At 33.3% G+C, this 18,758-nt stretch carries 19 protein-coding genes; 11 read left to right on the forward strand and 8 right to left on the reverse strand.

Annotated elements, in window-relative coordinates:
* The first annotated feature begins 30 nt into the window (after window positions 1–30).
* Window positions 31–519 (forward strand): DUF2062 domain-containing protein, encoded by a 489-nt coding sequence (locus ES948_RS07345; RefSeq protein ID WP_152184303.1) that lies wholly within the window; start codon window positions 31–33, stop codon window positions 517–519.
* Here ES948_RS07345 and ES948_RS07350 read toward each other — a convergent pair whose 3' ends face one another.
* From ES948_RS07350 to ES948_RS07370, 5 genes are all read right to left on the reverse strand, one after another.
* The gene (locus ES948_RS07350; RefSeq protein WP_152184304.1) at window positions 520–813 is read right to left on the reverse strand and encodes a DUF1294 domain-containing protein; all 294 of its coding nucleotides are present in this window, start codon (window positions 811–813) and stop codon (window positions 520–522) included.
* Window positions 813–1,592, reverse strand: a complete 780-nt coding sequence (gene lgt, locus ES948_RS07355; RefSeq protein WP_152184305.1) for a prolipoprotein diacylglyceryl transferase — start codon at window positions 1,590–1,592, stop codon at window positions 813–815. Before lgt ends, ES948_RS07350 begins: the two co-directional genes overlap by 1 nt.
* Window positions 1,593–2,876 (reverse strand): (Fe-S)-binding protein, encoded by a 1,284-nt coding sequence (locus tag ES948_RS07360; protein WP_152184306.1) that lies wholly within the window; start codon window positions 2,874–2,876, stop codon window positions 1,593–1,595.
* 2 nt (window positions 2,877–2,878) lie between these two features.
* Window positions 2,879–4,249, reverse strand: coding sequence for an oxygen-independent coproporphyrinogen III oxidase (gene hemN, locus ES948_RS07365; RefSeq protein ID WP_152184307.1), 1,371 nt, complete (start codon window positions 4,247–4,249; stop codon window positions 2,879–2,881).
* A 216-nt stretch (window positions 4,250–4,465) separates the two neighbouring features.
* On the reverse strand, window positions 4,466–6,178 hold the full coding sequence (locus ES948_RS07370) for an ABC transporter ATP-binding protein (protein WP_152184308.1): 1,713 nt from the start codon (window positions 6,176–6,178) through the stop codon (window positions 4,466–4,468).
* 138 nt (window positions 6,179–6,316) lie between these two features.
* On the opposite strand from ES948_RS07370, the gene ES948_RS07375 reads away from it, so the two are divergent.
* Entirely contained in the window at window positions 6,317–7,387 is a 1,071-nt protein-coding gene (locus ES948_RS07375; protein WP_152184309.1) for a glycosyltransferase family 9 protein, read from the forward strand.
* Here the strand turns inward: ES948_RS07375 and ES948_RS07380 are convergent.
* Genes ES948_RS07380 through ES948_RS07390 form a run of 3 tightly spaced genes read right to left on the reverse strand, consistent with a single transcriptional unit; the run spans window position 7,362 to window position 9,950 of the window.
* On the reverse strand, window positions 7,362–8,651 hold the full coding sequence (locus ES948_RS07380; RefSeq protein WP_152184310.1) for a 3-deoxy-D-manno-octulosonic acid transferase: 1,290 nt from the start codon (window positions 8,649–8,651) through the stop codon (window positions 7,362–7,364). The genes ES948_RS07375 and ES948_RS07380 overlap by 26 nt on opposite strands.
* On the reverse strand, window positions 8,651–9,001 hold the full coding sequence (locus ES948_RS07385) for a GtrA family protein (RefSeq protein WP_188109480.1): 351 nt from the start codon (window positions 8,999–9,001) through the stop codon (window positions 8,651–8,653). Before ES948_RS07385 ends, ES948_RS07380 begins: the two co-directional genes overlap by 1 nt.
* 16 nt (window positions 9,002–9,017) lie before the next feature.
* Window positions 9,018–9,950: a glycosyltransferase family 2 protein gene (locus tag ES948_RS07390; RefSeq protein ID WP_152184312.1), complete on the reverse strand. Its 933-nt coding sequence runs from the start codon at window positions 9,948–9,950 to the stop codon at window positions 9,018–9,020.
* A gap of 97 nt (window positions 9,951–10,047) precedes the next feature.
* Between ES948_RS07390 and ES948_RS07395 the strand changes: the two genes are divergently transcribed.
* The 9 genes from ES948_RS07395 to ES948_RS07435 all read left to right on the forward strand — a co-directional run.
* Window positions 10,048–11,103, forward strand: a complete 1,056-nt coding sequence (locus tag ES948_RS07395; RefSeq protein WP_246153844.1) for a glycosyltransferase — start codon at window positions 10,048–10,050, stop codon at window positions 11,101–11,103.
* Window positions 11,104–11,113: 10 nt separating this feature from the next.
* Window positions 11,114–11,950, forward strand: coding sequence for an SDR family oxidoreductase (locus ES948_RS07400; protein WP_152184313.1), 837 nt, complete (start codon window positions 11,114–11,116; stop codon window positions 11,948–11,950).
* The gene (locus tag ES948_RS07405; protein WP_152184314.1) at window positions 11,947–12,834 is read left to right on the forward strand and encodes a glycosyltransferase; all 888 of its coding nucleotides are present in this window, start codon (window positions 11,947–11,949) and stop codon (window positions 12,832–12,834) included. Before ES948_RS07400 ends, ES948_RS07405 begins: the two co-directional genes overlap by 4 nt.
* Window positions 12,834–13,736: a glucose-1-phosphate thymidylyltransferase RfbA gene (gene rfbA, locus ES948_RS07410; RefSeq protein ID WP_152184315.1), complete on the forward strand. Its 903-nt coding sequence runs from the start codon at window positions 12,834–12,836 to the stop codon at window positions 13,734–13,736. Before ES948_RS07405 ends, rfbA begins: the two co-directional genes overlap by 1 nt.
* Complete coding sequence (gene rfbC / locus ES948_RS07415; protein ID WP_152184316.1) at window positions 13,726–14,274, forward strand: dTDP-4-dehydrorhamnose 3,5-epimerase; 549 nt, start codon at window positions 13,726–13,728, stop codon at window positions 14,272–14,274. Before rfbA ends, rfbC begins: the two co-directional genes overlap by 11 nt.
* A gap of 14 nt (window positions 14,275–14,288) precedes the next feature.
* Window positions 14,289–15,218, forward strand: coding sequence for an NAD-dependent epimerase/dehydratase family protein (locus tag ES948_RS07420; protein ID WP_152184317.1), 930 nt, complete (start codon window positions 14,289–14,291; stop codon window positions 15,216–15,218).
* Window positions 15,208–16,515 (forward strand): lipopolysaccharide biosynthesis protein RfbH, encoded by a 1,308-nt coding sequence (rfbH, locus tag ES948_RS07425; RefSeq protein WP_152184318.1) that lies wholly within the window; start codon window positions 15,208–15,210, stop codon window positions 16,513–16,515. The genes ES948_RS07420 and rfbH overlap by 11 nt, the downstream gene beginning before the upstream one ends.
* Window positions 16,512–17,534 carry a dTDP-glucose 4,6-dehydratase gene (rfbB, locus tag ES948_RS07430; protein ID WP_152184319.1) on the forward strand — a complete coding sequence of 341 codons (1,023 nt, stop codon included), beginning with the start codon at window positions 16,512–16,514 and terminating at the stop codon, window positions 17,532–17,534. The genes rfbH and rfbB overlap by 4 nt, the downstream gene beginning before the upstream one ends.
* Window positions 17,531–18,758: O-antigen ligase family protein (locus tag ES948_RS07435; protein WP_152184320.1), on the forward strand; the 1,228-nt coding region annotated here is incomplete at its 3' end. The genes rfbB and ES948_RS07435, both read left to right, overlap by 4 nt.

The raw sequence follows: 18,758 nt of genomic DNA on the forward strand, positions 1-18,758 counted from the left end.
CGAAAATTAATTTGAAAAACAAGCTTTGGTATGATACGAAAAACACTTAAAAAGACTTCCTCACATAAAAAACTCAGAGACTTTATCAAAAAATACAAAATTCCACCCGAATATCTCTCTACAAACAGAAAAATGATTACTCGAGGTGTCCTTATCGGTCTTTTTATAGCCTTTATCCCTATGCCGATGCAGATGGCTGCCGTACTACTGTTTGTTCCGTTTGTAAAATTTAATGTTCCCATAGGGCTTGCTATGTGCTGGCTGAGTAATCCCATCACAATGCCACCAATGTACTATATGGAATATCTTACAGGGTCTTTCTTCCTAGGCATACAACCAGAACCAGTCGAGATGACACTAAAGTGGTTTAAAGACAATCTTGATGATATTTTTATTCCTCTTTATTTTGGAACTGCCATCTACTCTGTATTTGGTTCTATCAGTGCATACCTTGCTGTTAATTTTTTATGGAAAAAATCTGTTGAACGAGATAGAAAACGTCATAGAAAAGAGAGATAACTAACGCAAAAAGTTAATCACATCTATCTGCGTGAAGTAGTATGCAATAGCTACTATCCATAAAAGTAAAATCACGATATGCTTAATAAGAAAACTGCTTTTTGCAATTTTATGATGAAAGAGTGCCATAGCAAGTGATGCACCCAAAAATCCGCCTATAATGGAAAAGGTATGTAACTCTTTTTCAGAAACTCTGCGTTTTTTCCCATAACGGGAGATAAATTTATCATAACTATAGATCAAAAATGTAAGCAGATTGATAAAAAGAAAGTAAAAGAGAATAACACGCTGCATCAAATGCGTTTTCTCAAAGAGTAAAAGATAAGAAAAACACCTGCAAGTAAAAAAGGAATACTCAGCAGCTGCCCCGTTGTCAAATCAATCCCAAGCGTATAATCAGCCTGTCTTACTTTGACAAACTCCACAAGAAAGCGTACTGTAAATATAAGCACTAAAAAGAGTCCAAAGATAAAGCCGGGACGCAGAGTTTTATACGATTTTTTATAGACAAAGAGTAAAATAAAAAAGATTGCAAGATAGGAAAATGCCTCATAGAGCTGTGCAGGATGGCGCGGCAACATATCTACGCGCTCAAAAATTACGGCCCACGGCACATCTGTCGGTTTTCCCAAAATCTCAGAGTTCATAAAATTACCCATACGAACAAAAAAACCAAAAAGTGCTGTTGGAATTACAAGCCGGTCAATCAGCCACATAAAATCTATCTTATACTTCTTAGCGCCAAGATAGAGGGTCAAAAGCACTCCCGCCCCTCCTCCGTGAGAAGCCAAACCGCCTTCCCAGACAGCAAAAATCTTAAGCGGATGCGCAAGATAATAATCAGGGTCATAAAACAAGCAATGCCCAAGCCTCGCCCCGACAACGATTCCGATAATGGCATAGACAAAAAGCGGCTCTATGGTATTTTCATCTTTACCCTCAAGGCGATATACCCGTTTCATAAACTCCAAACCGCTTAAAATCGCAGCAGCAAATAAAATTCCATACCAAAAGACATGAACAGAGCCAAAAGAGAGCGCTACCGGATTGGCATTCCATACAAAATAGTGCATCTACGCTCGCAATGCATCAGCAATGAGCTCTATTGGGTTTTTAAAGACAGTTTCAACCCCCGCATAGTTCATCGAAGCATTTATCTGCATACGACAAGCTGAGCACTCCGCACTGACAATTTCAGCTTTTGTCTCTTGAATCATCGCTGCTTTTGGAGCACCAGCAGCTTTTGCAAAATGGTACTTCTCAGACTGCATCGTTACCCCGCCAAAGCCACAACACTGATTTGGGTCGCTCATCTCTACTATTTTGTAGTTTTGGCGGATGAGACTTCGCGGCTCTTCATGGATACCCTGCATCTTTTTTGCATGACACGGATCATGGTACGTTACAATCTTCCTGTTTTGTTTTTTCTTTGCAAGAATAGACTCAAGCTCGGTATGATACTGTAGCCACTCTGTTGCCATAAAAACTTTTTTCATCACAGCTCTTGCACGCTCTTTCCACTCCGGTTGGTCATGGAAGTAATGCTCATAGTCAATTTTAAGCATCGCGCTACATGTGGCTTCTGGAACCAAAATAGCCTCAACATCATCAGCGAACTTCTCAAAGTATTCAATGTTAAATTTCGCATTATGATCAACTGTATCAAAATCACCTGTAAAGTATGCAGGTGCAGAACAGCATTTCTGGCTTTTTGCCAAAAAGGCATCAATCTCTAGATGCTCTAAAATCTCCAAAAGAGAATCACCGATATTTCTATAGTTGTAATTCCCCAGACAACCGATAAAAATCGCCACTTTTCGCTTGCCGCCATTGTTGATATTTTCGGGATGCGCATTTAAAAAAGAGGTTTTTCTCAAACTTGGCAGCAGTCTGTCTGCCTTTAGCATCGGAATATTAAAACGTGAATGCATAGAGTCAATATCCGCTTTAATCTTAAACCCACAGGTCTGAAATACCCAACCGAGTTTAAAGGCCAAGTCATTAAGCCATCTATGGCGCAGCAGTAAAAAGAAAGCTTTTTTGTACCATGCAATACCAAACTTTTGAGCAATATCTGCACGGGCCTGCTCTATTATCATATCAGTCGGGAGTGATTTAGGACAGACATCAACACAATTTGTACATAAAAAACAGCTCTCAAAAATATCTTTAGCCGTCTTGTCTAGCTCTAGGTTTCCACGCTTGTATGCACCCAGAAGATCAATGAATCCGCGCGGGCTTGTTACCTCATCGGCATTGACATTATGAATAGTACATACAGGAATACATTTCCCGCATTTAACACAATCATCAGCAATCTTATCGAAGCTAAAAATATCTTCCAGTTTTTTATCCATCTCTACACCGTTTTTGAAAATGTTTTATCACTTTGTGCATACTTTTTCATATATGCATCAAAAGGCTGGGCAATATTACGGATAAGCAGTGTTCCCGTCGCTGAGCACTCAAGTTTATCATCACACACTACAAGAAGTTCTTCTTCTACAAAAGGCTCCAAAGCCTGAAGTGCATCTGCAAAATATTCAGCAAAAACAACATCAAAGAGTGATTCAAATCTTTTGATATCAAGTTTGAAGTTACTCATTAGCTCCATAATGACATATTGACGGATCATATCATCTTCACTGAGTACTACACCACGTTCAAACGGCAGTTTTCCTGCATCAATGGCAGCTTCATAGCTCGGCATATCTTTAAAGTTTTGTGCATAATAGTCCACACCTTCACCGATGGACGTAAGTCCCACTCCGATTAAGTCCGCTCCGCCTTTAGTTGTATAGCCTTGGAAATTTCTATGGAGTTCACCTTTTTCTATCGCCTGAAAAAGTTCGTCTTCAGGTTTTGCGAAGTGATCCATCCCAATCATTTTATAGCCATTTTCTGTTAAGAAATCAATTGTGTACTGCATAATTTGGAGTTTTTCATCAGGACGCGGCAAGGTTGTTTCATCTATTTTTCGCATCGTCTTTTTCAGCCAAGGAACATGCGCATAGTTAAAGACTGCAAATCTGTCAGGATTAAGTGTAAGTGCCAAAGAAAGTGTCTCTTTAAAAGTCTCTAAAGTCTGATATGGCAGACCATAAATCAAATCCACATTAACTGATTGCATATTGTACTTGCGCGCCAGATCCATTGCATCTTTTGTAATGTTATATGGTTGTACACGGTGGACTGCGACTTGTACTTTTTCATTAAAGTCTTGAATACCAAAGCTCACGCGGTTAAATCCATGCTCACTCATAACACGCATCTGATCTTCATTGATATGACGTGGATCAATCTCACAAGATATCTCCGCACCCTCTACAAAATTTGGAAAGTAAGATTTAATCTCTTTAATAATCTCATCTAGCTGTGCAGCCGAGAAAAAAGTAGGTGTTCCCCCACCAAAGTGCATTTGAATCACTTCTCGTGAGCAATCAAGGTGCTGTGAAAGTATTTTAAGCTCACGCTTCAAATACTCCATATAGCGTAGCATCTTATCCTCTTTGGAAGTAAAGACGACATTACAGCCACAAAAATAACAGGCATTTTTACAAAACGGCAGATGAAAATAGAGACTCAAAGGACGCGAAGAGTCCTGTGTTTCAAGTTTTTTAATATAGTCATCATACTGAAAATCATCACTAAACTCCAAGGCCGTCGGATATGAAGTATAGCGAGGTCCCGGTTTTGAGTATTTTGTAAATTTTGCGAAATCTAATTCCATCTGCTTTATGTCCTAAAATAGTATATGTGCGATTATCTCTAAAAAGTGTTTATAGTTTGATAAAGTTTTTGTTTTATGTTATAATTTTGGCTGTGAGTATCGCTTTAGTTGGTTTTATGGAGCGGCAATTTGGGTTGGGGAAGTCATGAGCCTCAACCCTTTTTTTTGCCCTCCAAAAACCAATTAGGAGGACATTTAATGGATAAGCTGATACTCCTACTTTTTTAGCTCTCCAGCCAACCTTTGATAGACCCCTGAACTTTTCAATAGCTCTTTGTGTGTACCACTCGCAACAATACGTCCTTTTTGCAATACTAAAATCTTATCTGCATCTTCAATCGTTGAAAGACGGTGCGCGATGGTAATGGTAATCTTATCTTTTGTATATTCATCAAGTGCAGCTTGAATACGTTTTTCACTCTCATTATCAAGGGCTGATGTTGCTTCATCAAAAAGTAGCAGCGAAGCATGTTTATAGATAGCACGCGCGATGGCAATTCTCTGACGCTGTCCACCGGAGAGGTTGGCACCTGCCTCATGCATCATCGTATAGATGCCATCTTCGAGTTGCATAACAAAGTCATACGCATCTGCAAGTTTGAGGGCTTCTATGATTTTTTCTTCATCTATCTCCTCCTGCCCATAAGCAACATTGGCTGCCAAAGTATCTTGGAAAATATAGATACGCTGTGTAACAAGAGCGATGTGATGCTTGAGTGACTTCTGCGTAAACTCTTTAATGTTTGTGCCGTTGATACAAACCTCACCCTCATCAGGGTCATAAAAACGAAGCAGCATATTCATAAATGTCGACTTTCCGCCACCGCTGTCACCGACAAGTGCGATATGTTCACCCTGTTTGATACTCAGACTCACTCCATCTAAAATATTGTAGTTCTCATATCGAAGTACAACATTTTTATACTCTACCTCTTTGATATCCTCACGCAGCTCTTTTTTGCCATCAAGCACTACATTTTCTTTATCGACAATCTCAAAGACACGCTCACTTGCAGCAAGAGCATCTTGAATCTTAGAGTATGTTCCGCCAAGTTTACGAATTGGCTCAAAAACAAGCCCAACAGCCGTAATGAAAGCCGTAAACTCACCGACTGTCATCTTGCCATCAAACACCTCTTTACCACCGACATAGACAACCATCGCAAGCCCTGATACTGCAATAATCTCCATAATAGGTGAAACCAATGCCCCTACATAGATTGCTTTCATATTTATCTTAAAAAAGTTCCAGTTCTCAATACTAAAACGTTTCATCTCAAACTTCTCAGTTGCATTGGCTTTTATAATCTCAGAGTTATTAAAAACCTCTGTCAAACGTGAGACTAAATCAGCATTTTTTGACTGCGAACGGTGTGAGTATTTTTTGAGTTTTTTAGCAATCATCATTAAAGGGTAAATAATAAGCGGTACAACAACAAGTGTATAGAATGAAAGCAAAGGATTTAAATAAACAATATAGCCAACAAGTGCAATGACAGTTAAAAAATCCCGAAACATATCCGGCAGCATATTTGAGACAAAAAACTGAATACGGGCAATATCATTAGTCACACGTGAGATAAGCTCCCCACTTCTGTTTTGATACAAAAACCCCATATCAAGATGGATCATCTTATCTAAAAGTATCTCACGAAAACGCGTCACAATACTCTGTCCGATATACTCCATAAATACTGTTTGGATGTATTTCCCAACTGCTTTTGTAACATAGATAGCAATCAGACCAAAAGGAATGATATAAAGCATGGTTTTATCTTTTTTGATGAACATATCATCCATCATCGGTTTCATAATCTGCGCAGTTCCAACTGTTGAGATAAGAATCAACAAGCCACCAAAAATGACTAACAAATAGTAAAGTTTATACTCTTTTATATAAGGCCAAAATCTTTTTACAATCTCTTTCAAAGTTTCTCCAGTAAATAACTGTGCAATTTTACCCAATTAGAGGTTAATTGTTAAGTACCTATCCAAAAGGAAAACTAAAACTCTTCCTTTTGGATAGGTACTTAATTTGCTATAATTACATAAAAAATAAAGAGTCTTATGAAATATCCTCTTCACGTAATTATTAGAAAAAAAGTATCCAGCCTGTTTAATGGTTTGTTATCATTCTTCTCTTTAAAAAAAGCCCATAAAACAACCATCCATAAAGATGAAATAAAACATATTGTTATTATCCGTCCAAACTACCGTATCGGTAACTTGATTTTTCTGACACCACTTATCAATGAACTCAAAAAGCATCTTCCCGATGCAAAAATTGACATAATTGTCGGAATGAAGCTTGCCGGAAAGATTTTAGAACCAATGCCAAATGTAGAAAGAGTCATCGATATTCCACGAAAACTTCTGCTACATCCGCTTGATATGTTTGAGTATATCAAGCAGACTCGAAGAAAAAAATATGATGTAGCCCTCAATATCTCGGGAGGCTCAACAAGTGCACAAATAGTTTCACTCCTTGTTAAAGCTAAGTATAAAGCATCATTTTACAGTGACAAACTCTGGGCAGATTTTACCCATGTGCAAGAGCGAGGTAGACCGACACATCCTCATATGGGACTTGAAGTTCTAGAGTTTCTACGATTTTTTGACATTAAAGTACCTCAAAAAGCACCTTCGCTTGATATAAAGCTCACACAAGAAGAGATTAACACTGCAAAAACTGACCTGAACAAAATTTTAGAAGAAAATGATATTGATAAAGAAAAAAAAGTTATCACTATCTTTCGAAATGCCCGTTTTGATAAAAAAATAGCTGATGCATGGTGGAGCGAGTGGGTGGATTTACTCTTACAAAAAGATAAAGATATTGTCATTATTGACATATTATCTCCTGATATTCCAGAAAAACTTAATGATAAAGTTTTATCTTATTCCAACAAAAACCTGCGTGTTCTGGGAGCATTTTTTAGAGCCTGTGATCTTTATGTCAGTGCAGATACAGGGCCTATGCATTTAGCTGTAGCTTCGGGTGCCAAGGTATTGGCACTCTTTAACAAAACAAATATTGCAGTCTATGGTGCCTTAGGTGCACAGAACAAAACCATAGATATAGAAAAACTCTCTTGTGAAGAGGTAGCTAACATTACTTTGAAACAGTTACACTCTTAGCCACGTAGGCATTAACATCATTTACATAATTGACTTTGATATCATACTTTCTACTGTCAATTGCACCCATAATATTTATAAGTAAAAAATAGCTTACAGTAAAAAGTACAAACTTTTTGAGATAGTTCTTGCTATAAGGCTTAAAATAGATCAAAAACGGCATTATTGCAAACGGAAATACAATTATAAGATGCCAGTAACTAAAGATTATCGGGGAGAGAATCGAGCTGATAAAAACCCCTAAAAGTGCTCCAAAAACATAGAGTAAAAGCCACTCCCCTTTGGAACTGCTTGCCTCACGCACAAAGAGTCTCCCTTTAAGACGATCATATAAAAGACGGTTTGCTTTATAAGAGAAGTAAAGTGTTGCAACACCAACAGCAATTACAAGAGCTTTATAGAGATACGTCAAAATAAGCTGCACCATATGCACACTACTAATCCAATCAAAATGTGCACTCATAATAAGCTTGTTTGGAAAGAAAAATGAACCATAACGTAGCCAGTAGATAAAAGACTTTAAAACCGGATATACATGTACTCCACCCCAGCCAATATAACGTCCAGTATCATCAGCATGTTTTGTGATACTGCTGTTTTGCATTACAGCCTGTAGGTATGGAATCAAAGAGATGCCAATAACAATAACACCAAAAACCACTCCAAACCAGTTTACTTTTACTATTTTTCTATAAACCAGATAGAGGGAGATGATAGAGAGAATAATCCATGAATAGTGAAACTGCATAGCGAGACCAATTGAGAGCATATGTAAAAAGGAGTACCAAAAAGAGCTCTTCTCCCGCTGCTTGTAGGCTGAGTAAAAATGCAGAGCTGAAAAGAAAAAGAGATAAGATGGATTGTAGAGTATATTTTCAAATAAAAACCAAGGATTGAGCCAGTAGATGATTAAAAATACTAGACGAATATCTGCTTTAAAGATATCTTTTATAACAGTGTCAAGTAAAAAATACGATACCAAATGCAAAAAGATCAACAAGAGCATCGGTGACCATGGAGAGTCAAAAAGCATCACTGGCAGTGCTACAACATAGGTCAGCATACTACCGGGAACATTACCTACTGCACTGGCAGCGTTACCGTAGTTTATCCAAACATCTTTATAAGCTGCCATATAACCTTTGAAGAGCATCTGGGTCTGATCACCTGTAAGTATCTGGTGTGACGCATAAAAGAGCGAGAGTCCAAGCCCAAGCATAAGCAGTAAAATCTGTAAAGTTGTAAAGTTTTTTTCTAAGTGCATCATATCTCTTTAAAAGTCCAAAATTTGTGAATCAAAAATGTTACAAGCGGCATTATAGCAACAATGACAAGGGTGTGTAAATAGCTGTTTGCGATAGGGAAAATATCTGAAAGAGTGTAAGAAAAAAGAAAAGTACCAAACTGTACTGCAAAAAATTTTGCTAATTTTATAAAATGAAAACTGCTTTGAAACACATAAAGTGTTTGAAACACATAAGAAAAGACAAAAGCTGTCAAAAAAGCAAATAGGTTTGATACAAAGACGCTACTGTTGAACAGATAGATAACTGTCCATGCAACAAAAAGGTGTACCAGTGTAGCGACTACTCCAAAAAAGCCATATTTAGCCAACTGGAGAATATGACCTTTAATACTCATTTTCGATGATATAGACCGGTCTGTTTTTTGACTCTAAATATATCCGTCCAATATACTCACCTAAAATTCCAATACCCATCAGCTGTATACCTCCCAAAAAGAGAACAACTGTTATCATGGAAGCATACCCTGGTGTATCTGCCCCAAATATAAGTGTTTTAAGAATAATCCATGAACCGTATAAAAAAGCAATAAATGCCAATACCATTCCAACATAGAGCCAGATACGAAGCGGTGCTGTTGAAAAACTCGTAATACCGTCAAGTGCAAAGTTCCAAAGTTTCCAGCCATTGAAACTTGTATCACCTGCAGCTCTCTCTTCTCGCTTGTACTCAACAACAGCTGTTTTAAAACCAAGCCAGGCGAAGATTCCTTTCATAAAACGCTGTGTTTCAGGAAGTTTTTTCAGCTCATCCACAACTCTGCGTGACATCAGACGATAATCTCCGACATTGTGTGGAATCTCAATATCTGAGATTTTATTGTGCATTTTATAAAAAAGCTCAGCACTAATGCGTTTTGCATGAGAGTCAGTTGTACGGTCAGCTCTTTTACCCACAACTACATCATATCCTTCTTCATACTTTTTAACAAACTCCAAGATAAGCTCAGGGGGATCTTGCAAGTCAACATCAATAGGAACAACAACCTCTCCACGTGAAGCATCAATTCCGGCAGTAAGTGCCGCCTCTTTGCCAAAGTTGCGTGAGAGGTTGATAACTCGTACACCGGCATACTCTTTTGACTTTGTCTTGAGAACTTCCAAAGTATTATCACGACTCCCGTCATTGACAAAAACTATCTCAAAACTGCGACCAAGTCGCTCTAGTACTTCAAAAATTTTCTCTAAAAAAATATCTATAACAGCCTCTTCGTTATAACACGGGGCTACTATGGATATGTAAACATCATTTTTTTCCATCTAATACTCATATTTATTAATTTTTATCCATAATTATATCTATTTTAAACATAATTAAGTACACTTACATAATTATATTTAACTAAAGGTTAAGAATTTGACAATTCAGAAAAAGCCTGTGGCTATTATTTGTTTGTCCCCAAATAGCGGGGGAATGGAACTAGATGCTATATCTTTTGCAAAAAAATTAGATCCTCATGTAAAAACTATACTAATAGCAAAAGAAAATAGTTTTATACATAAACAATTAGGCCATGAATCTCTTATATTTGAAACTATTAATTTTTCTAAAATGTTTAGTTTTTCTATAATCTTCAATATGCGAAAAATTCTACATAAATATGACATTGAAAATATTGTTTTTTTTGGGGCTAGTGAGTTGAGATCATTATATTTCTCTTTCTTAGGATTAGATATAAATTTAATAATTAGACACAGTACTACAAAATCATCACCAAAGAAAGATTGGTTCCATAAATTAATCTACAGTAATGTAAACTATCATGTTTCTACATCCAAACATTTAGAAAAAAATGTACAATACATCATCCCTTTCGGAAAAAACTCAAAATCTAAAATGATATATTCTTCTTTGAATTTTTCAAAACCAACTCATACCCAACAAACTACACTCACTTTAGTCCACACTGGTAGAATCACTGACGGAAAAGGCCAAATAGATGCTATTTATGCTTGTAAAAGTCTTGTTGAAAACAACATTGATTTTAAATTCTATATAATTGGGGGATTTGAAGAAGATTATAAAGATAAATTTTTAGATCTATATAATAGTATAACTTATAAAGACAAAATAATTTTAGTTGGTTTTACAAATGATGTCGATTCATATTTAAATGCAGGTGATATTTTTATTTTTCCGAGCTACGGAGAAGGACTCAGTTTATCTTTTAGAGAAGCACTAGCAAAAAATATGATTTGTATAGCTTATAACAATACTTCCTTTCCTGAACTAAAAGAATTAGGACTGGATTTTACATTAGTTGAAGATAGGAATATAAATAAATTAGCTGAAAGTTTACTTGAAATATCAAAAAATATAAATAACTATCAAAATTTAAATAATTATGAGATAATGAGAGATGAATTTTCTGAAACAAAAGAGTTAAATGCATATTTTGAAATATTTCATTAAGAGTAGATAAATGAGAAATACACTTACTTTAATTATTGGAAAAAACAGTAACTTATCAATAAACCTAAATAAAAATCTTCATGATTCAATATTAATTTCTACTCTAAATATTACAGATTCATTAAATTCAATTGAGTTAAAAAAACATCCAAATATTAATATAATTTTCAATCAATTTCAAAAGTCTACAAAACTGTATACATTAGATGATCCTATAGACTATATCCAAAGAAGTATTGTAAGTACTTCGAAAGTTCTCTCCTATATCATAGAGAATAACCTTAAAATCAATAAAATAATATACACAAGTAGTAGTTCAGTATATGGTAATAACACAAACTGTCATGAATATGATAATCTTAGTCCTCAAAGTCTGCATGCGTCATTAAAACTAGCCAATGAAAAATTAATTGAAAAGTTTTCACAAGAAAATAATATCAACTATACTATAACACGCGTATTTAATATGTATGGGGACAATGATTCTTTTTCTATAGTAAACAAAATTATAAAATCTTATAATAATCACTCTCTAACCCTCATAAATAATGGTGAAGCAATTAGAGATTTTATTCATATTAATGATGTAGTTATAATCTATAAAAAATTATTAGAAAAAAACAATATTCCAATTATAAATATTGGAACAGGCATAGGAAAATCAGTTTTATTTATTCTAGACTTTTTAAGAAAACACAATATTAATATAAAAACTTCCTCCATAACCAAAGATGAATTAAAGGTATCTATATCAAATAATCAGTTACTTTTAGATCATATAAATGATTATAAGTTTATTGAAGTTGAAAAATATATTTTAAAAAAACTAAAGGATAAAACAGTTTGAAAGAACAACCACTTGTAACAGTACTAATGCCTGCTTATAATCATGCAAGTTTTATCAAAGAAGCTATTGAAAGTCTTATTGAACAAGACTACACAAATATAGAATTTATTATCACCAATGATGGGTCGACTGACAATACACATGATGTAATAATGGAACTAGATAATATCTGTAAAACAAGATTTTCAAAGTTTCAGTATATTAATAGAAGAAATAAGGGATTAATAAAAACACTCAAAGAGATGGAAACACTTATTAATGGTAAATATTTATCCATACTCTATTCAGATGATATATTCACCAAAAATAAAATTACCAAACAAGTTAATGCCTTAGAAAACAATCAAGATTATGCTTTATGCTTTGGAAATATGATAGGAATTGATGATAATTCAAATATTGTAAAAAAATATAAAACAAAATATGCAAAATCGGGAAATGTCTTTAATGATCTACTTATCAGAAACTTTATACCAGCACCAACTGTAATGATGAGAACAAAAGCTTTCAAAAGTGTGGGAGGATACGATCTTAACTTTGAATATGATGATTATCCATTATGGTTAAAAATTGCTCATAAATATAAAGTTTTATATTTAAATGAAGATTTAGTATTCTATAGAAGCCATGATAACAATGTCAGTTCTAATATGCTTAGAACATTAAAGTTAACTGAGAATGTTTTATTATCATGGAGGGACGAACCAATATTTTTAAAAGCTATAAAACGATTTTATTTAAGGGCATTTTATAATTTAGCAAAATATGAACCTCAGCATAAACAAGCAACTAAAGAATATATGAACAAAGCATTAGCATCATCTTGGTATGATCCTCGATTCATCAAGGCAGTATTAAGATATTATCTATTAAAGGAAGAATAATGAAAGGTATAATTTTAGCAGGAGGGAGTGGTACACGTTTATATCCTATTACAAAAGGTATCTCAAAACAACTTACACCAATATATGACAAACCTATGATATATTATCCATTGTCCGTTCTTATGTTAGCCAATATTCAAGAAGTTCTTATTATTTCTACCCACCAAGACTTACCGCGATTTCAAGAACTACTTGGAGATGGCTCTGATATTGGAATGAAGTTTACATATATTGTTCAACCTTCTCCAGATGGTTTAGCACAAGCTTTTATCTTAGGAGAAAAGTTTATAGGAAACGATGATGTTTGTCTTATATTAGGAGATAATATATTTTATGGACATGGTTTAACCAATATACTGCTAAAGTCTGCCAAACGTACCCATAATGAGAATAAAGCAACTATTTTTGGCTACTACGTGAAAAATCCTGAGCAATATGGTGTAGCAGAATTTGATACAAATAACCAGGTAATATCTATTGAAGAAAAACCTAAAAAGCCAAAATCAAATTATGCAGTTGTAGGACTTTACTTTTTTCCTAATGATGTAGTTCAAAAAGCTAAAACTATCAAACCAAGTAAAAGAGGAGAGCTAGAAATAACATCTGTCAATCAGTTATATCTAAGTGAAAACAGACTTAATGTTGAATTAATGGGTAGAGGTTATGCATGGCTTGATACAGGTACACATGAATCCCTCTTAGAAGCAGGGCAATTTATTCAAACTATAGAAAAACGGCAAGCCTTAAAAGTTGCTTGCATTGAAGAAATTGCTTTTGAAATGGGCTATATTGATAAAGAGAAACTACTTAAATTAGCAGAACCGCTTAAGAAAAACCAGTATGGAAAATATTTAATAAAAAGAGCTCATCAAGGTGTTTTGGGACATAGTAATGACTATTAAAAATCACGAAATATTTCAAGATATTTTAATTATACAGCCTGAAGTTTATACCGATGACCGAGGTTATTTTTTTGAAAGTTTTCAATACAAAAAAATAGAAAAATATATAAATTATAATCAATTTGTACTAGAATTCGAATCACAATCTAAAAAAAATGTTTTAAGAGGATTGCATTATCAAAGTAATCCAAAAGCACAAACTAAATTAATCAGTGTAAGTTATGGAAAAGTTTTAGATATTATAGTTGATTTACGAAAAGAGTCAAAAAACTTTGGATCCTATATAACACTTGAATTAGATGCAAAAAACCACACTCAAGTATTAATTCCAAAAGGTTATGCTCATGGCTTTCTATCACTAAGTGATATTGTTATTATGCATTATAAACTTGATGATTATTATTCAGAAGAACATTATACAGGTGTAAATATTTTTGATAAACAATTAAATATAAACTTACCTATTGAGAAAAATAATATTATTCTATCTGATAAAGATAATAAGTTACCAAACTTAAAAAATGCTATTTTATTTTAGTGAAAGGTTAGAACATGTCAACATTACTTATCACAGGAGGTAATGGTTTTATTGGTAGTTATTTATTAAAAGAACTCAATTTATGTGATTACAATATAATTCTATTAAAACGGTCTTCTTCAGATACATATCGAATTAATAGTCTTATCAATGAAATTCATGTATATGATATAGATAAAATTGCTTTAGAAGATATATTTAAAAATCATAAAATCAATGGGGTTATCCACTTATCTACATTTTATGTAAAAACACATGTTTCCCATGATATAGACAAGATGATTGAAACAAATATAACATTTCCTACAAAAATTTTAGATTTGAGTATTAAACATAATGTTAATTTTTTTATTAATACCGGTACATTTTTCGAATATAGTTTATTTGCAAATCCTATTAATGAAAGCAGTAAAAAACATCCTTATAATCTCTATGCAGCAACTAAGCTTTCATTTGAGCATATGCTAGAACTATATTCACGGCAATCTAATATACATATTCTTTCTCTTAAATTATCGGCTCCTTTTGGATATAATGATAACTATAAATTAATTCCATATCTTATTACATCAATACTGACTAATCAAGAAGTAATATTAGAGAAAGGTGAACAGGAGTGGGACTTTATTTATGTCAAAGATGTTATTTCTGCTTTTTTACAAGCTATTAAGTTATGTCTAAACTCAAAGAGAACTCTTTTTGAAGAAATTTTAATTGGAAGTGGTAAAAAAACTAAAATAAGCAAAATTACAAATATTCTTAATAAGATTCATAAAAAAAATCTAATTCATTTAAAAAATGATTATAAAGAAAATCAAATTTTTGAAGCTTATCTTGATATTTCAAAAGCAAAAAATATGCTTCAATGGGTACCTCAATATTCTATTGAAGAAGGATTAGAAGAAACATATAATCTATACAAGGAAAATCAAAATGAAAAATAAAATATTAAAAATGGTTGAAGAGTTTATTGACAACCAAGAAAAAAAGTTTATTCCAGGAGAGTCTATTGTTCAATATACAGGCCCAACACTTGATAAAGAAGAATATACTGCTATTATCAGTACTGTTCTTGATGGATGGTTTGGTTTAGGTCAACAAGCTTCAAATTTTGAGCAACAAACTGCAAAAAGGTTATCCAAAGAATATGCAGTTTATGTAAATTCTGGTTCATCTGCTAATTTAATAGCATTAGAAACTATGAAAGAACTTTATTGTAAAGAAGATAAACAGTATAAAATCATAACACCGGCAGCCTCTTTTCCAACAACAGTTAATCCAATTATCCAACTTGGTTTTGAACCTGTATTTATTGATGTTGAATTAGGTACATACAATCTTATAGAAAATCAACTTATTGATGCACTGAATGATGAAGATGTCATTGGTATCATCTATGCACATCCACTTGGTATACCTATCGCAAATACTAAAAAATATTATAATTTAATTAAAGATAAAGGTGGTTTTCTAATAGAAGATTGCTGTGACGCTCTAGACTCTACATATAATAATGGCGAATTAACTGGAAAATACTCAGATGCGGCAACTTTATCATTTTATGCAGCCCATCACATTACAACAGGGGAAGGAGGTATGATTGCTTTTTCAAATAAAAATGCCGCTAATATTGCAAGATCCTTTCGAGATTGGGGTAGAGCCTGTTTCTGTAGTGGCAAAGATGTTCTTTCATCAAAAGGAGCATGTAATAAGAGATTTGCTGATTGGCTTGATACAGGAGTAATTACTGATCATCGCTATGTATATGATAGAATCGGCTATAATCTGAAACCTTTAGAACTACAGGCTTCAATGGGTTTGGCTCAATTGAAAAAACTTGACTCACTAACAAAAAAAAGAAAAGAAAATTATATAATTCTACATTCTTATATGCAAAAATATAAAGATTTTTTTATATTACCATATACCCCAGAAGGAACAAGTGCATCATGGTTTTCTTATCCAATCACAATAAAAAATGATGCTCCCTTTCAAAGAGCTGAGATTGTTAGTTATCTAGAAGAGCATAAAATACAAACACGAAACTTTTTTGCAGGAAATCTGTTGGACCATCCCGCATATAAAAAGCTTCACTACCAACCTAAATATTCTCTTCAGAATGCTTCTTATATTACCAATAATACATTCATGATAGGAGTATGGCCAGGATTAAACAAAGAAATATACCAATATGTATTTAAAATTTTCGATAACTTTTTCAAACTGAAAGGTTATCATTGAAAACAATATTAGTTACCGGCTGTGCAGGATTTATCGGAAGTAACTTTGTGCCATATTTTCTAGATAAATATGAAGATTACAATATTGTAAACCTTGACCTGCTCACCTATGCAGGAAATTTGGAAAACCTTAGTGAAGTAGAAAATCATCCAAGATACAAATTCATCAAAGGCAATATCTGTAACCGTGAGCTTGTAGAGTTTATCTTCAAGGAGTATGACATAAGAGGTGTTATTCACTTTGCAGCAGAGAGCCATGTTGATAACTCTATTAAAAACCCTGGTGTATTTGTTGAAACTAATGTCAATGGTACTTTTACATTGCTTGATGTTGCAAAAAACAAATGGATGGAGAAACCTTTTACTTATAAAGAAGATTACAAAGGGTGTAGATTTCATCATATCTCAACGGATGAAGTCTATGGAACATTAAATGAGACTGACCTCTTTACAGAAAAGACACCATATGCTCCAAACTCTCCATACTCAGCAAGTAAAGCTTCTAGTGATATGATAGTAAGAAGTTATCAAGAGACCTATGGCTTAAATACAGTCATCACAAACTGTTCAAACAACTATGGACCAAAACAACATGATGAAAAGCTTATTCCTACTATCATCAGAAAAGCACTTGCGGGTGAAGCTATACCAATTTACGGAGATGGTAAAAACATTCGTGACTGGCTTTATGTACTTGACCACTGTAAGGGGATAGATTTGGTCTATCACACAGGTAAAGAGGCAAATGTCTATAACATAGGTGGAAGAAACGAGCGAACAAATCTTCAAATCGTAGATGCAATTACATCTATTTTAGATGAGAAGGTTCTACCAAAAGAGCGTATAGGAAAAAAAAGCTATAAAGAGCTTATCACCTTCGTAGAAGATAGAGCAGGACATGACAGACGATATGCAATCGATGCTACAAAGATTGAGACTCAGCTTGGCTGGAAGGCTGTTGAGAACTTTGATACAGGAATTGTTAAAACTGTGGATTGGTATTTGAAAGAATATTTATGAAAACTTTAGATTTAAATAAAGCCTCTCTAACACTCTATATAAATTATGCTTTGATTGCTTATGCATTTAGTTTTCCTATTTCAAAAGCTGCAACTAACTTGTTTGAAATTATAGCAATACTATTATGGATTTTAGAAGGTGACTGGAAAACTAAATTAAAACTTTATAAAAATAATCTATTAAGTATTAGTATTGGTTTACTTATTGGTTTTAGTCTTTTATCTATTCTTTGGCATGGGAATCCAGAACTTACGTTCAAATATGTATCAAAATATCGTCATTTACTTATTATATTTGTATTTTATTCTTCTTTTAATAAAAAATATACTTCTCATATACTTTCAGCTTTTCTTCTAGCAATGTTTATTAGTGAAATCATGTCTTATGCAATCTTTTTTGAGTTAATAAAGTATAAAAACATTTCACCTGAAGACCCTACTCCGTTTATGAGTCATATGACTTATAGTACAATTTTAGCATTTGCTATCAATATTCTTTTAGTACGCTTTTTTTATGAAAAAAACCTCAAATATCGACTCTTTTATATTTTCTTTTTTATAACAGCTACAACAAATTTATTTATAAATGGTGGGAGAACAGGACAAATTATTTTCATAATTTTAATTTTAATTACTATATTTATGTCATTTAAACATAAATTAAAAGCATTTTTCTTATCTTCAAGTATTCTATTAATCACCTTCTTTTTAGCTTATAATTTAAGTCCCAATTTTCAAGATAGATCAAATCAACTTTATACTGATATTTATCATATCCTTTATGAAGAAAATTATGATGGTAGTGCAGGAACAAGATTAGCTTTAACATTAGCAGGTATCAGTACATTTATTGACTATCCAGTTCAAGGGACAGGAGTCAGTTATCATATGCACGATTTGAACAAATATTTTAAAGAAAACAATATTAACAAAATAAATCATACCAACTCTGGTGATTATCACAACGCATTTTTAACTATTTCTGTACAATTAGGTATTGTAGGAGTTTTTATATCTTTATTAATTATCATTTCATTATTAAATTTTAAATTTCAATCTAAAGAATACAATATTATAAGTAAATTATTTGCCATAACATTTATAATTTTTTCTTTTACACACAATACATTCCACACTATGAATCCGATGGTTTTCTTTGCTTTATTCGCAGGTATATTTAATGCCTGTAGGCACGCATCCCATTTGGCCACCCCGCGCATTTTGA

It is taken from the genome of Sulfurimonas indica (assembly GCF_009192995.1).
In the GTDB taxonomy this organism is placed as follows: domain Bacteria; phylum Campylobacterota; class Campylobacteria; order Campylobacterales; family Sulfurimonadaceae; genus Sulfurimonas; species Sulfurimonas indica.

Bases quoted from the DNA above. Each gene is read 5' to 3' on its own strand.
- ES948_RS07345 (WP_152184303.1), top strand. From the start codon at position 31: ATGATACGAAAAACACTTAAAAAGACTTCCTCACATAAAAAACTCAGA.
- ES948_RS07350 (WP_152184304.1), bottom strand. From the start codon at position 813: ATGCAGCGTGTTATTCTCTTTTACTTTCTTTTTATCAATCTGCTTACA.
- lgt (WP_152184305.1), bottom strand. From the start codon at position 1,592: ATGCACTATTTTGTATGGAATGCCAATCCGGTAGCGCTCTCTTTTGGC.
- ES948_RS07360 (WP_152184306.1), bottom strand. From the start codon at position 2,876: ATGGATAAAAAACTGGAAGATATTTTTAGCTTCGATAAGATTGCTGAT.
- hemN (WP_152184307.1), bottom strand. From the start codon at position 4,249: ATGGAATTAGATTTCGCAAAATTTACAAAATACTCAAAACCGGGACCT.
- ES948_RS07375 (WP_152184309.1), top strand. From the start codon at position 6,317: ATGAAATATCCTCTTCACGTAATTATTAGAAAAAAAGTATCCAGCCTG.
- ES948_RS07380 (WP_152184310.1), bottom strand. From the start codon at position 8,651: ATGCACTTAGAAAAAAACTTTACAACTTTACAGATTTTACTGCTTATG.
- ES948_RS07390 (WP_152184312.1), bottom strand. From the start codon at position 9,950: ATGGAAAAAAATGATGTTTACATATCCATAGTAGCCCCGTGTTATAAC.
- ES948_RS07400 (WP_152184313.1), top strand. From the start codon at position 11,114: ATGAGAAATACACTTACTTTAATTATTGGAAAAAACAGTAACTTATCA.
- rfbA (WP_152184315.1), top strand. From the start codon at position 12,834: ATGAAAGGTATAATTTTAGCAGGAGGGAGTGGTACACGTTTATATCCT.
- rfbC (WP_152184316.1), top strand. From the start codon at position 13,726: ATGACTATTAAAAATCACGAAATATTTCAAGATATTTTAATTATACAG.
- ES948_RS07420 (WP_152184317.1), top strand. From the start codon at position 14,289: ATGTCAACATTACTTATCACAGGAGGTAATGGTTTTATTGGTAGTTAT.
- rfbH (WP_152184318.1), top strand. From the start codon at position 15,208: ATGAAAAATAAAATATTAAAAATGGTTGAAGAGTTTATTGACAACCAA.